Genomic DNA, 12,688 nt, shown 5'->3' with positions numbered 1-12,688 from the left:
TGGGTTCAACGCAAGCGCGGGTTCAGCGCATCACGCAGCCAGTCGCCCAGCAGGTTGACGCTCAAGGCAATCATCACGAGCACCGCGCCAGGAAAGATGGTGATCCACCACTCGCCCGACAGCAGAAAATCATTGCCTACGCGGATCAAGGTACCGAGCGAAGGCGACGTGACGGGCATGCCTACGCCCAGAAACGACAAGGTCGCTTCGATGACGATGGCCGAAGCCACTTGAATGGTGGCAAGCACGGTGACGGGCCCGAGTGCATTGGGTAGCACGTGCCTGCGCATGATGCGCAGCGGCGCCACGCCGATGACACGCGCGGCCTGCACATATTCCTTGTTGCGCTCGACCAGCGTGGAGCTGCGCACCGTACGCGCGTACTGCACCCAGCCGGTGAGCGCGATGGCCACAATCAGCACGCCAAACGCCAGCGTGTCGTGCGCCGTCGGAAAAAGCGCTCGCCCCACACCATCGACCAGCAAGGCCACCAGAATCGCCGGGAACGACAGCATCACGTCGCACACCCGCATGATGAAGGCGTCGGTGCGACCGCCGACAAAGCCGGCCACCAATCCCAAAGTCACGCCTACCAGCATCGACACCAGCACCGATGCCACGCCCACCATCAGCGAGATGCGCGTGCCGTACATGAGCGCCGAAAGAATGTCTCTACCTTGAGCGTCGGTGCCCAAGACGTACTTGGCACGCCCTTCGGGCAACCAGGCAGGCGGCACCAGCGCATCGGCCAATTCCAGCGTGGCCAGGTCGGTGGGGTTGTGCGGGGCCACCCAGTTTGCGAAGGCGGCGCAGAACACGCAGACCAAGGCGACTGCCGCCGAGGCCATTGCCAACGGTGAACGCCTGAAGCTGTACCAGACATCGCCTCCGAGGAAACGCGCCAGCGCGCCGCCGCTCACTTCAAGGTCACCCAGCGATAGGGCATGTAGTTGTCGGGCAGTTGGGTGAGCTCGATGTTTTTCTTCATCGCCCAGGCCAAGGCCTGTTGATGCAATGGCAGATGGCCCACATCATCGCTGTGCAAAGCGAAAGCTTGCTTGATGAGGGCATCGCGCTTGGCCTGGTCGGTCTCGCTCTGGATCTGTAGCGTGAGCTCGTCCACCTTGGGGTTGCTGTAGCTACCGAGGTTGAACTGACCTTGCCCTTTGTCCGTGGGTGTAGCGATCAGAGAAGACAGCGCGTTGTGGGCATCGTAGGTGCTGGGTGTCCAGCCCAACAAGTAGAAGCTGGTGTCACGGCGCAGGATCTTCGGGAAATACGTGACCTTGGTCTCGGTCTGCAGGTTGATCTTCACACCAATGCGGGCCAGGTTGGCAGCCACCGCCTGGCAGATGTCAGCATCATTCACGTAGCGGTCGTTGGGGCAGTTGAGGCTGACCTCGAAACCCGAGCCATAGCCAGCTTCGTCCATCAGCTTCTTTGCAGCCTCCACGTCGTAAGGCAGGCGCTTGTTCTGCTCGGGCGAAAAGCCGCGAATGCCTGGCCCCACCATCAGCGCTGTAGGCAGCGAGGCACCCCGCATCACCCTTGTCTTGATGGTCTCGATGTCGATTGCCTGATAGAAGGCCTGTCGCACCCGCTTGTCCTTGAAAGGGTTCTTGCCTTTGACGCTGGAGAACAGCAGCTCATCGCGCTTCTGGTCCATGCCCAGGAAGATGGTACGCAGCTCGGGCCCTTGCATCACCTTGAGGTTGGGTGAGGTCTTGATGCGCTCCACGTCTTGCAGTGGTACGGGCTCCATCAGGTCGATCTCACCCGACAGCAAGGCCGCCACACGGGTGGCCGCATTGCCGATGGGCGTGAAGATCACTTCATCGACATTGCCTTCAATCTTTCCCCAATAAGTGCCGTTGCGAACCAGCACCGTGCGCGCCGAAGGCTGGCGCTCTTTCAGCCGATAGGGCCCGGTGCCGTTCGCCTTGAAGCTGGCTGCGTTTTCGATGCCTTTGCGGCGGTCCACCGGGTTGGTGGCCTTGTTGTCCTCGCACCATTTCTTGCTCATCATGAAGACGTTGGTCAGCACGTCGGGCAGGATGGGAAACGGTGTGAGGGTCTCGATTTCAACCGTGTTTGCATCGACCTTGCGCACCTCTTTGAACGACGAGGTATAGCTTTGCATGTCGGAGCCTGAGCCGGCGGCGCGCGCAAACGAGAAGACCACGTCGTCGGCGCTAAAGGGTGTGCCATCTTGGAAGCTCACGCCGCGCCGCAACTCGAAGCGCCAAACGGTCGGCTTGGTCTGGGACCACCGCATGGCCAAGCCCGGCGTAAGGGCGAGCTTCTTGTCGCGCGCCACAAGCGGCTCGTAAACGTTGTTCGTGAAGCTGAGTTGCAGAGACTCGTTCAACGAGTGCGGGTCCATCGACTGCGCGTCTCCTTGATTGGCCACGCGAAGCGTCACGGCCTGGGTCGCACCCACCGACGACAACCACACCAGAAACAGCAACAAAGACTTCAGTTTCATCACGTGCTCCTTGTCTTGAATGAGATGTCAATGAGCATTGCCGGAAGGCTCGGCGCGCAACCGCGGATCGACCACAAAGTACAGCAGGTCCACCACCAAATTGATAGCGACGAACACCAGCGCAATGACACAGAGATATGCAGCCATCACCGGAATGTCGGCGAAGGTTACTGCCTGAATGAACAACAGGCCCATGCCTGGCCACTGAAAAACCTGCTCGGTGATGATCGAGAAGGCAATCAAGGAGCCCAACTGCAGGCCGGTGATGGTGATGACCGGCACCAAGGTGTTCTTCAGTGCATGGCCGAAGTACACGGTGCGGTTTGGCAGACCGCGCGCGCGCGCGAATCGAATGAAATCGGTGCGCAAGACTTCGAGCATCTCGGCACGCACCAAACGCATGATGAGCGCCAGCTGGAATATCGCCAACGTGGAAGCGGGCAGGATGAGGTGCTTCCAGCCATCCAGGGTAAAGAAGCCCGTGACCCAGCCGCCCAGATCTGTCAGCTCGCCCCGGCCGAAGCTGGGCAACCACTGCAATAGCACCGCGAACACCAGGATAAGCAGGATGCCGATCAGAAAGGTTGGCAAGGAGACCCCCAGCAACGACAGCATCATGACCAGTTGCGCGCCGGCGCTTCCACGTCGTAAAGCCGCATACACACCAAGCGGGATGCCCACCGCCAAAGCCAGGAAGGCTGCGACAAGAGAAAGCTCCAACGTCGCGGGAAATCTCTCAGCCAAAAGGGATGAGACTTTGCGGCCCTGACGCAAACTCAAGCCGAACTCACCCTGCACTGCGTTGCCAATGAAATGCGCAAACTGCAGGGGGAATGGCTTGTCCAGACCCAGATCCACACGCAGCTGCTCGCGCTGCGCCGGCGTTGCGTCCTGCCCCAAGAGATTCGTGACGGGATCGCCTACGTACTGGAAGAGCATGAACGCAATAAAGGCTACCGCCAGCATGACGCCGATGGCCTGAACAAAACGATGAAGGATAAAGGCAAGCATCTGGAGCAGTGTTTTACATCGAGCTGATGCATTCGCCGCTGACGCCATGAAAAAGGCCACCCGAAGGTGGCCTTGAATTCAAGTTCGCGCGACGAGCACGAACGCTGAATCAGAAGTCGTGGCGAACGCCCACGTTGAAGGCGCTGTTGTTCGAGTAGCCGGTCCCTGCGGGGAGAGCAGCGGCGTTGACGCCGTCCTTCTTCGCCTGGGAATAGTCTGCGTACAGACGAGTCCGCTTGCTCAGGAAGTAGTCGTAGCCAACACCGATTTTCTGCTCGGTCTTGTCGTCTTGTGGCTTCAGGCGGAAAAACGCTGCCTTCAGGACGCCCGGGCCAATAGGCGCCGTCAGGGCGACTTCAACGATCTTGTTGGTATTGACACTGCCCACACCCGTCTTGCTGCGACCGAAGTACACGATGGGGCGAATGAAACCGAGGTTGTAGGCAAAGCCAACATTGACCAACGAGTTGCCGTCAACCGAGTTACCGGCAGCAGTTTGACCAGCCGCCAGGGTGCCAGAGCGTGAAACCTTTTCGTAGCCGAGGCCCGCGTAGATCGGACCAGCCGTGTACTCGGCATTGAAGCCGGTGTCGCGGCCAACATTTCCTTCACTCAAGCCTACTGCCGCATTTGCAGTGAAGCCACCCAAGTTCGGCGTCTTGTAGCCGACCGTGTTGGCAGTGCGCACACCACCGCCATTGGTGGTCGGAGTAAGGAAGCCGGCCCACGCCTTCGACCCCACCTGTGCAACACCGTCCCAGCCGAACGGGTCGGTCTTGAGTGCAATCCAGAACGCCGGGGTATACCAGCGACCGAAATACACGCTACCAGCAGCAGCACTGGTCAATTGCACGTAGCTGCCGCCATCCCAAAAATTGGGGTTTGCGGTCACAGCGCTCGGGTTGACCTGGCCGGTATCGGGAGCAAAGCGGTGCTCGATGAGGAACTGGGCAGACATGCCGCCACCCAGGTCTTCGTTACCACGGAAGCCCAGACGTGAGCCGTGCGCTTGCTTGAGTTGCCATGCCTCCGAGGTGCCATTGGCGCCGTTATTCGGAGCGGTGCCGCCATTGCCCTTGGTGATGCCTTGGTCAATCTGACCGTAGATGGTCACAGACGATTGAGCCGAAGCAACACCAGCGAACGCGCCCAGCACTGCGAGAGCGAGAAGAGATTTTTTCATTGCGACTATCTCCTAGGTTGAACAAGGGGTCCCGGGCATTCCCTCCCTTTCGGGGAAGCCAGGCCGAACTCCTCAGCGGAAGTTGGCGTATTGCACCAGAGGGCCGAAGGCGTTGCAAAGGTTCACGACTGAAATAGAGCCAATTGTTGTGGGCGAACAACGAGAAAAAATGCCATTCACAAGCGCCGGAATCACCCATGAATTCATGTTCGGGAATGCCTTCGAAAGGCATTTTTCACCTAGGGTAATCTCGGGGGCATGAGTTCCATCAAGATCACGAGAAAGAGATCGGCCGTCGACGACTGGCTTAGCGCCGCAGACATCGCGTTGCGCACGCTCTCAGGCGTCAGCACAGCAGCACGGCCCGCGCCGCAGCCCCCGGCGACGAAGACATCTCTCGATGCGCCTGATTCGAAGCTGTCGGCATCGTTGATGCGCGTGAATCACGTGGGCGAAGTCTGTGCGCAAGCGCTGTATAGCGCTCAGGCTTTGGCGACACGAGATCCATTCTTGCGCGCGAGTTTTCGAGAAGCTGCTCGTGAGGAGACAGATCACCTGGCCTGGACGCATCACCGCCTGCGCGAACTCAACGCACGACCCAGTCTGCTGAACCCTGTGTGGTACGCAGGAGCCTTCGGCATCGGGTGGGTGGCAGGGCGAATCAGCGATCGGGTCAGCCTGGGCTTCGTCGTAGAGACAGAAGCGCAAGTTGAACAACACCTCGCGTCCCATCTCGACAAACTCCCGGCGGCAGACTTGGCTTCAAGAGCCATTGTGGAACGGATGAAAGAAGACGAAGCGCGCCACGGTGCGCAAGCGCGGCAAGCGGGTGCCGCCAACCTGCCAGCCCCAGTGCGTTGGGCGATGCGCGCCGCCGCAAAGGTGATGACGACCACCGCCCATCATTTTTGAGCACAGTGCTAAACGCTTAGCGTCAAGCCTCGGCGATCTCGTGGCTGGTGGTGATCTCGGCAGTCTTCGCCAGCATGATGCTGGCCGAGCAATACTTCTGGTGCGACATCTCGATCGCCCGCTGCACCGCCGCCTCGGGCAACGCCTTGCCTGTCACGACGAAGTGCATGTGAATGCGGGTGAACACCTTTGGATCTGTGGCAGCGCGCTCTGAGGTCAGCTTGACCTGGCAGCCCGAAACCTTGTGCCGCCCACGCTGCAGGATCAACACCACGTCATAGGCTGTGCAGCCACCCGTTCCGGCAAGCACCGTTTCCATCGGTCTCGGAGCGAGATTTCGACCGCCCCCATCCGGTGCGCCGTCCATCATCAACACGTGGCCGCTGCCCGTTTCAGCCATGAAGGCCATGCCGCTTGCGGCCACCCAATTGATCGTGCATTCCATCTCGAACTCCGCCTGCTGAATCGATCACCAAAATGGTGATTGTGCGGCTCCCCAAAAGTGCGTCGGATCACACATGCAAATGCGGAAAAAATATTGCAGCGCAACATAACTCCAAGATACACTTCGCGCACTGGCGTTCAGCGTGTATTTCCGTTAACACCAACCGTTTGTCTCCTCCACCTCCTCCATTGGTGGATTCAACCCAAGGCAGCGATGCCTTGGGTTTTTTTCTGGGTCGCACCGTATCATCCGGCGCCCAGAAACCACCCCCTGCAGGAGACGCCATGACCGGCCCCGTTCGCCCCGCAAAGCCACGCCGCGCCAAGAGCCGCGACGATGAACTCGGGCTCGCCGGTTACCTGCAAAAAATCCTCACGGCCCGCGTGTACGACGTGGCCATCGAGTCGCCGTTGGAGCTCGCCAAGAGCTTGTCCAAGCGTGTAGGCAACCAGGTCTGGCTCAAACGTGAAGACACGCAGCCTGTGTTCAGCTTCAAGCTGCGCGGTGCATACAACAAGATGTCGGGGCTGAACGCCGTACAGCTCAAGCGGGGCGTGATCTGCGCCTCTGCCGGCAACCACGCACAAGGTGTCGCGCTGGGAGCGCACAAGCTGGGTTGCAAGGCCTTGATCGTGATGCCCACAACCACGCCCAAGCTCAAGATTGACGCGGTGCGTGCCTTGGGTGGCGACGTGGTGTTGCACGGCGAAAGCTATTCCGACGCCTATGTGCATGCGCTCGAGCTCGAACGGCAGCACGGCCTGACCTTCGTGCACCCCTTCGACGACCCCGACGTGATCGCCGGACAAGGCACCATCGCGGTCGAGATCCTGCGCCAGCACCAGGCGCCGATCGACGCCGTGTTCGTGGCCATCGGTGGCGGCGGTTTGATCTCGGGGGTGGCGGCCTACATCAAGTCGGTGCGTCCAGAGATCAAGGTCATCGGCGTTCAGACCACCGATTCAGACGCCATGGTGCGCTCGGTCAAAGCCGGCAAGCGCGTGCAACTGAATGACGTGGGCCTGTTCTCTGACGGCACAGCCGTCAAGCTCGTCGGCGAAGAAACCTTTCGCCTCACACGCGCCCTGGTCGACGATTTCGTCGTGGTCGACACAGACGCTGTGTGCGCCGCCATCAAAGACGTGTTTCAAGATACGCGCAGCATCCTGGAGCCCGCAGGCGCCCTCGGTGTGGCTGCCATCAAGCAATACGCCGAAACGCACAAGCTCAAGGGCAAGACGCTGGTGGCCATCACCTGCGGCGCCAACATGAATTTCGATCGGCTGCGCTTCGTGGCCGAGCGGGCCGAGGTGGGCGAAGAGCGAGAAGCGGTGTTCGCTGTGACCATCCCCGAGGCTCGCGGCAGCTTCAAGCGCTTTTGCGAGCTGATCGGGCCGCGCAGCGTCACCGAGTTCAACTACCGCATTTCCGACGAGAAGAAGGCCCATGTATTCGTCGGCCTTGCGACCAGCAACCGCGGCGAGTCAGACAAGCTCACCCGCAGCTTCGCCAAGCACGGCTTCGCCACCGTCGACCTGACCCACGACGAGCTCGCCAAGCAACACCTGCGGCACATGGTCGGCGGTCGCAGCGAGCTCGCACGCGACGAGCGCCTGTTCCGCTTCGTTTTCCCAGAGCGGCCGGGGGCGCTGATGCAGTTCCTCTCCAGCATGCACCCGGGGTGGAACATCAGCCTCTTCCACTACCGCAACCAGGGCGCTGACTATGGTCGCATCCTGGTCGGCATCCAGGTGCCGCGCGGCGACAAGAAGGTTTTCAAAGACTTCCTGCAGGGGCTCACCTACCCGTGGGTCGACGAAACCGAAAATCCCGCCTACCAGTTGTTTCTGCGCTGATACGCAGCGCGTTGTGCCTGAAAGCGGCACTGCCTCACAATCCCAGCCCATGCCTGTCAGTCGATCGCTCATCTCCCCCACCGCCAACCCGCTGCTTGAGCGGGCGCTGCGCGACAAACTCAAGCGGCGCAGCGAAACCACCGGCAAGCTGGGCGAGCTTGAGCCCTTGGCGATCCGCCTTGGCTTGGTTCAAAACTCCCTCAAGCCGCGCTTCAAGGCGCCACAAATCGTCTTGTTCGCCTCCGACCACGGCCTGGCGGTGGATGGCATCGGTGCGGCCGGCCAATCGTCCACGGCGCGTCTGGTCAACAGCGTGCTCACCTCGCAACTGCCAGTGTCGGTGTTCGCTCGCCAGCAAGGCATGGATCTCAATGTGGTCGACTGCGGCGTGGCCGAAGCCGTGGCGCCGCACCCAAGGCTCATGGCCCGCAAGATTGCCCACGGCACGCGCAATGCGCGCGTCAACATGGCCATGACGCTCGACCAAGCACACGCCGCCATCCGGGCCGGCATGGAGATCGCCGACTCGATGGTGGGCAACCTCATCGCCTGCGCAGGCATAGGTGTGGGCTCACATGAAAGCGCCGCACTGGTGTTGACCGCCCTGTCCGGCGAGCCGATACACAACCTGGTGATGACGCCCGCCATGACGTCGGAAGACGAAACGCGCGTGATGATGGTGCTGCAGGCGGCGCAAACCCGGCATCGGGAACTCACCGATCCGGTCGAGGTACTGGCAGCCTACGGTGGTTTCGAGATCGCCATGATGGTCGGCGTGATGCTGGTGGCGTCGAGCAAGCGGCGCCTCGTGATGGTCGATGGCATGCCGGCCTGCGCAGCGCTGATGGTGGCAGCGCGCATCGCACCCACCGTGACCGACTACTGCGTGTTCTGCCGCAGCCACGGCCACCCGGGCCTGTCGGCCACGCTGGGCCTGTTCAAAACACTCGCGCTGCTCGAGCTGGGCATGGAAAGCACCGACGGCACCGGTGCCACGCTGGCTTTCCCGCTGGTGATGAGCTCGGCGGCCCTGCTGACCGAAGTGGCCGAAGGCGAGGATGCAGGGCCCTCACAGCCAGCAGACATCGGCCCGTCATCGGACCCAGGTCGCCCGTAAAGGCTTCAGCGAGACGCGTTGGGGTCGCCCATGCCCGGCCGCGGCGCGCGCGCGCCGGCTGGCGGCACGGGTGCTGGCGCGGTAGCGGGGTTGATGGCCTGCACCGGCCTTTGCGCACGTGCAGGCGGTGCGGGTCGAGGCTGAGCAGGGGCAGGCATGGAGGTCGGCTCACTTCCCACCCGGGGCAATGACCCCGTGGCAGGCGGGGGCAGCACCGGAATCTCAAGCACAAACGACGTGTTGCCTTCGGCAGCGCCGATAGACGCGGTGCGCAGGCTCACATTCTTCAACACCAGTTGATCTTCGAGCTGGGCACCGGCCTTGAAGGCGCGGGCCGGTTTGCCGTCGATCGAGATCAAGGCCACACCAGGCGTCATGCCTGACGGGCTGGGCTTCGCGGCCATCACACCCAGCAGCTTGAAGCGACTGCTGGCCTGGGGTGCCAAGGCCACCGAGGCCACAGGCTCCGCGCCGAGCAGGCGCGAAAGATCACCACGTACCTGTGTGGTTTCGCCGACGACCACCGCATTGGCCGGTACTGGGTCGGCGCGCACGAGCAGGCGCATGCCCCAGAACACGGTCCCCGCAGCCACCAAGGCCCAAATCACGAAAGCTGACAATCGCGCAATCATCGGACGATTATCATTCAACGCCTCAACCGCCCGCCATCCGTGCAAGTCATGAACTCTTTTGCCAAGCTTCCCGCGCCGCGCCGCGCCCGCGGCTTCACCCTCATTGAGCTGATGGTGGTGCTGGTGATCATCGGCGTGCTGGCCGCCTTGATCGCACCCAATGTGCTCGACCGCGCAGACGATGCGCGAGTGACCGCCGCACGCACCGATGTCAACAACATCATGCAAGCGCTCAAGCTGTACAAGCTCGACAACCAGCGCTACCCCTCTGGTGACCAAGGCCTGCAGGCACTGGTGACCAAGCCCACAACGGGCATCATTCCCCCCAACTGGAAGCCCTATGTGCCCAAACTCCAGAACGATCCCTGGGGCAAGCCATACCAGTACGCCAACCCCGGCGTGAAAGGTGAGATCGATGTGTACAGCTTGGGTGCCGACGGCCAGATCGGTGGCGAAGGCAAAGACGCTGAAATCGGCTCCTGGCAATAGGCCCCAAGCGAGGCGGTCATTCGTCAGGGGCTTTACCCTGATCGAACTGCTGGTCGTTGTGGCGCTCATCGCCATTGCTTCGGGCTTGATGACCCTGTCGCTGCGCGACCCCGCGGGCACCCAGCTCGAAAACGAAGCCGCTCGCCTGGTGGCCTTGCTCGAATCGGCCCGCGCCGAGTCGCGTGCGTCGGGCATGACAGTGCGCTGGGAGCCGCACGGCGCCGAGCCCAATTCCGAAGGCTTTCAATTCGTCGGCCTCACCACGGCGAGCGAATTCCCCAGTCACTGGCTGGGCAGCGGAGTCTCGGCCGAGATCGTCGGCGCGCGCGCCGTCGTGCTCGGCCCCGAGCCCTTGATTCCGCCGCAGCGCATCGTGCTGCGGCTCGAAGACCAGCGCCTGGCCGTGGCAAGCGATGGCCTCGGCCCTTTTGTCGTGGTCGACGGCGACCCGGCGGCGCAACAGCCATGAAGCCGCTACTGCCCTGCCGCACACGCGGCTTCACGCTCATCGAGGTGATGGTCGCCCTGGCCATCGTGGCGGTGACCCTGGGCGCTGGCATGAAGGCTGCCGGCGCGCTGACCGACAACGCGCAGCGCATCGTCGAGGTCACGTCGGCACAGTGGTGCGCTGAAAACGAGCTCACCGAGCTCAAGCTCACCAAGTTCTTCCAGGTGCCCACCGAAATCGACTTCACCTGCGAGCAGTTTGGCGTGGCCTACAAAGGAAAACTGATCTCACGCCGCACACCCAACCCCAACTTCCTGCGGGCCGACGCACAAATCTTCAACGAAGACGACCGCCCTGTACTCACCCTGTCTACCGTGCTCGGGCGCTGACATGCACGCACGCCACCACCACGCCCCGCGCGGCTTCACGCTCATTGAAGTGCTGGTGGCCATGATGATCATGGCCATCCTGGCCGTCATGGCGTGGCAAGGCGTTGACGGCATCGTGCGCACGCGCGCCGCAAGCCAGGGGCGGCTCGAACAGTTGCTGCGCCTGAACACCGTGATCGCCCAGTTCGAGCAAGACCTGGCAGCTACGCAAGACAGTGGTGCCATCCCGCAGCCCCTGCCCAGTTTTGACGGCATCTCGATGCGCCTCACACGGCGTGCGCCCCAAGGCCTGCAGCTCGTCGTGTGGTCCTTGCGCGGGGGCACCTGGCTGCGCTGGGCCGGTCCGCCAGTCACCACCGTGAAGGCGCTGCAAGAAAGTTGGTTGAGCACGCAGCAATTCATCGGCAATGAAGCAGGGCAATTGCGCACGCTGACCGGCATCACCGAGTGGCAGGCGTACTGCTATCGCGGCAATGCCTGGAGCAACTGCCAGTCAAGCGCCGGCGACACCGCACTCGCACCCGCCGTGGGCGCGAGCGCACCCCCAGTCAACGCCGACCCGCTGAAGGCGGTGCGACTGGTGCTCAGCTTCGGCGAAGGCAGTGGCTTCAATGGCAGCGTGACGCGAGAAATCGCGCTCGGCCCGCAATGAAGCCGCTGCGCACCCATCGACCACGCGCCCGCCAGCGCGGCGCGGCCTTGCTGCTGGCGATGATCATCGTCACCCTGATCGCCACGCTGGCGGTGTCGATGGTGTGGCAGCAGTGGCGCGCCGTGCAGGTCGAAACGGCCGAACGCTCGCGCTCCCAGTCGGCCTGGATACTGTTGGGAGCGCTCGACTGGGCCGGGCTGATCCTGAAGGAAGACGCACGACCCTCCGCCGCGCAGGTCGACCACCTCGGCGAGCCCTGGGCGGTGCCGCTGGCCGAAGCGCGCCTCTCCACCTTCCTGGCTGCCGACAAAGACAACACCGACGACGCGCCCGAGGCGTTTCTCTCCGGCAGCATCACCGACGCGCAGGCGCGCTTCAACTTGGGCAACCTCGTCGATGCCAGCGGCAAGGTGTCCGAACCCGACGTGAACGCGCTGCGCCGACTGTGCGAGAACGTCAACGTCAGCGTCACCGTGGCCGACCTGCTCGTCAACGGCTTGAAAGCCGCCTACACCCCGGCCGGCGCACCGGGTGCGGTGAACGACCCACCACTCGCGCCCAGGCGCATTTCGCAGCTCACCTGGCTCGGCATCGACACGCAAGCCCTGCAACGCCTGGAGCCTCACATCGTGATGCTGCGCGACCGCACCACCGTCAACATCAACACCGCGGGACGCGAAGTGATCGCGGCGATGATCCCAGGGCTCAACGTGGGCGATGCGGAACGCCTGGTGCAATACCGGCAACGCACGCCCTTCAAGAGCCCCCAAGACATCCAGAGCCAGTTGCCCGGCACCAACGCAGAAAGCCTGGCGGGCGTCGGCGTCCAGTCGCGCTTCTTCGAAGTGCGTGGCCGCTTGCGGCTGTCAGACCGTGTGCTGGAGCAACGCTCGCTGGTCGAGCGCAACCAGCGAACCATCACGGTGTTGACCAGCGAGCGCATCAACTCCACCGACAGCGGGCGCTGAAAGAGATGCTGAGACCCGTTGCAACGAACACTACAAGAACACGCCGCAAGCTGTTGATTCGGGTAGGTTTGTACGTCCGTGCACTTACATTTCCGCTACCC

Annotated in this window: 14 protein-coding genes; 8 read left to right on the top strand and 6 right to left on the bottom strand. The window is 62.4% G+C overall.

Features of this window, described 5'->3' with window-relative positions:
* Positions 1–5 precede the first annotated feature (5 nt).
* The 4 genes from AC30QB_RS22200 to AC30QB_RS22185 all read right to left on the bottom strand — a co-directional run bounded on the left by AC30QB_RS22200 (position 6) and on the right by AC30QB_RS22185 (position 4,679).
* Positions 6–920 carry an ABC transporter permease gene (locus tag AC30QB_RS22200; RefSeq protein WP_489548455.1) on the bottom strand — a complete coding sequence of 305 codons (915 nt, stop codon included), beginning with the start codon at positions 918–920 and terminating at the stop codon, positions 6–8.
* The gene (locus AC30QB_RS22195; protein ID WP_489548454.1) at positions 917–2,485 is read right to left on the bottom strand and encodes an ABC transporter substrate-binding protein; all 1,569 of its coding nucleotides are present in this window, start codon (positions 2,483–2,485) and stop codon (positions 917–919) included. Before AC30QB_RS22195 ends, AC30QB_RS22200 begins: the two co-directional genes overlap by 4 nt.
* Before the next feature lie 27 nt (positions 2,486–2,512).
* Entirely contained in the window at positions 2,513–3,496 is a 984-nt protein-coding gene (locus tag AC30QB_RS22190; protein ID WP_489548453.1) for an ABC transporter permease, read from the bottom strand.
* A 109-nt stretch (positions 3,497–3,605) separates the two neighbouring features.
* Positions 3,606–4,679: a porin gene (locus tag AC30QB_RS22185; protein ID WP_489548452.1), complete on the bottom strand. Its 1,074-nt coding sequence runs from the start codon at positions 4,677–4,679 to the stop codon at positions 3,606–3,608.
* 258 nt (positions 4,680–4,937) lie between these two features.
* Here AC30QB_RS22185 and coq7 point away from each other — a divergent pair, with 258 nt between their 5' ends.
* On the top strand, positions 4,938–5,591 hold the full coding sequence (coq7, locus tag AC30QB_RS22180) for a 2-polyprenyl-3-methyl-6-methoxy-1,4-benzoquinone monooxygenase (RefSeq protein WP_489548451.1): 654 nt from the start codon (positions 4,938–4,940) through the stop codon (positions 5,589–5,591).
* A 22-nt stretch (positions 5,592–5,613) separates the two neighbouring features.
* Here coq7 and AC30QB_RS22175 read toward each other — a convergent pair whose 3' ends face one another.
* Positions 5,614–6,036 (bottom strand): OsmC family protein, encoded by a 423-nt coding sequence (locus tag AC30QB_RS22175; RefSeq protein ID WP_489548450.1) that lies wholly within the window; start codon positions 6,034–6,036, stop codon positions 5,614–5,616.
* A gap of 284 nt (positions 6,037–6,320) precedes the next feature.
* On the opposite strand from AC30QB_RS22175, the gene ilvA reads away from it, so the two are divergent.
* Both ilvA and AC30QB_RS22165 read left to right on the top strand, forming a co-directional pair.
* Entirely contained in the window at positions 6,321–7,892 is a 1,572-nt protein-coding gene (gene ilvA / locus AC30QB_RS22170; RefSeq protein ID WP_489548449.1) for a threonine ammonia-lyase, biosynthetic, read from the top strand.
* 49 nt (positions 7,893–7,941) lie between these two features.
* A complete protein-coding gene (locus tag AC30QB_RS22165) occupies positions 7,942–9,009 on the top strand; it encodes a nicotinate-nucleotide--dimethylbenzimidazole phosphoribosyltransferase (protein ID WP_489548448.1) in 1,068 nt (355 codons plus the stop codon).
* Between the two features lie 5 nt (positions 9,010–9,014).
* On the opposite strand, the gene AC30QB_RS22160 is transcribed toward AC30QB_RS22165, so the two are convergent.
* Positions 9,015–9,641: a type II secretion system protein N gene (locus tag AC30QB_RS22160; RefSeq protein WP_489548447.1), complete on the bottom strand. Its 627-nt coding sequence runs from the start codon at positions 9,639–9,641 to the stop codon at positions 9,015–9,017.
* A gap of 48 nt (positions 9,642–9,689) precedes the next feature.
* On the opposite strand from AC30QB_RS22160, the gene gspG reads away from it, so the two are divergent.
* Genes gspG through gspK form a run of 5 tightly spaced genes read left to right on the top strand, consistent with a single transcriptional unit; the run spans position 9,690 to position 12,587 of the window.
* Positions 9,690–10,130 carry a type II secretion system major pseudopilin GspG gene (gspG, locus tag AC30QB_RS22155; protein ID WP_489548446.1) on the top strand — a complete coding sequence of 147 codons (441 nt, stop codon included), beginning with the start codon at positions 9,690–9,692 and terminating at the stop codon, positions 10,128–10,130.
* Entirely contained in the window at positions 10,057–10,599 is a 543-nt protein-coding gene (locus tag AC30QB_RS22150; RefSeq protein WP_489548445.1) for a pilus assembly FimT family protein, read from the top strand. The genes gspG and AC30QB_RS22150 overlap by 74 nt, the downstream gene beginning before the upstream one ends.
* Positions 10,596–10,967, top strand: a complete 372-nt coding sequence (gene gspI / locus AC30QB_RS22145; RefSeq protein WP_489548444.1) for a type II secretion system minor pseudopilin GspI — start codon at positions 10,596–10,598, stop codon at positions 10,965–10,967. The genes AC30QB_RS22150 and gspI overlap by 4 nt, the downstream gene beginning before the upstream one ends.
* Position 10,968: 1 nt before the next feature.
* Positions 10,969–11,619, top strand: coding sequence for a PulJ/GspJ family protein (locus AC30QB_RS22140; RefSeq protein WP_489548443.1), 651 nt, complete (start codon positions 10,969–10,971; stop codon positions 11,617–11,619).
* Positions 11,616–12,587, top strand: a complete 972-nt coding sequence (gene gspK / locus AC30QB_RS22135) for a type II secretion system minor pseudopilin GspK (protein ID WP_489548442.1) — start codon at positions 11,616–11,618, stop codon at positions 12,585–12,587. The genes AC30QB_RS22140 and gspK overlap by 4 nt, the downstream gene beginning before the upstream one ends.
* Positions 12,588–12,688: the final 101 nt, after the last annotated feature.

The organism is Rhizobacter sp. (assembly GCF_046595475.1).
Lineage (GTDB): Bacteria > Pseudomonadota > Gammaproteobacteria > Burkholderiales > Burkholderiaceae_C > Rhizobacter.
This window is presented reverse-complemented; position numbering and strand designations above follow the sequence as displayed.

Excerpts from the sequence above, each read along its gene's own strand:
- ilvA (WP_489548449.1), top strand. The coding sequence starts at position 6,321 with ATGACCGGCCCCGTTCGCCCCGCAAAGCCACGCCGCGCCAAGAGCCGC.
- AC30QB_RS22165 (WP_489548448.1), top strand. The coding sequence starts at position 7,942 with ATGCCTGTCAGTCGATCGCTCATCTCCCCCACCGCCAACCCGCTGCTT.
- AC30QB_RS22175 (WP_489548450.1), bottom strand. The coding sequence starts at position 6,036 with ATGGAATGCACGATCAATTGGGTGGCCGCAAGCGGCATGGCCTTCATG.
- AC30QB_RS22140 (WP_489548443.1), top strand. The coding sequence starts at position 10,969 with ATGCACGCACGCCACCACCACGCCCCGCGCGGCTTCACGCTCATTGAA.
- AC30QB_RS22160 (WP_489548447.1), bottom strand. The coding sequence starts at position 9,641 with ATGATTGCGCGATTGTCAGCTTTCGTGATTTGGGCCTTGGTGGCTGCG.
- gspK (WP_489548442.1), top strand. The coding sequence starts at position 11,616 with ATGAAGCCGCTGCGCACCCATCGACCACGCGCCCGCCAGCGCGGCGCG.
- gspG (WP_489548446.1), top strand. The coding sequence starts at position 9,690 with ATGAACTCTTTTGCCAAGCTTCCCGCGCCGCGCCGCGCCCGCGGCTTC.
- AC30QB_RS22190 (WP_489548453.1), bottom strand. The coding sequence starts at position 3,496 with ATGCTTGCCTTTATCCTTCATCGTTTTGTTCAGGCCATCGGCGTCATG.
- AC30QB_RS22150 (WP_489548445.1), top strand. The coding sequence starts at position 10,057 with ATGTGTACAGCTTGGGTGCCGACGGCCAGATCGGTGGCGAAGGCAAAG.
- gspI (WP_489548444.1), top strand. The coding sequence starts at position 10,596 with ATGAAGCCGCTACTGCCCTGCCGCACACGCGGCTTCACGCTCATCGAG.
- AC30QB_RS22185 (WP_489548452.1), bottom strand. The coding sequence starts at position 4,679 with ATGAAAAAATCTCTTCTCGCTCTCGCAGTGCTGGGCGCGTTCGCTGGT.
- AC30QB_RS22195 (WP_489548454.1), bottom strand. The coding sequence starts at position 2,485 with ATGAAACTGAAGTCTTTGTTGCTGTTTCTGGTGTGGTTGTCGTCGGTG.
- coq7 (WP_489548451.1), top strand. The coding sequence starts at position 4,938 with ATGAGTTCCATCAAGATCACGAGAAAGAGATCGGCCGTCGACGACTGG.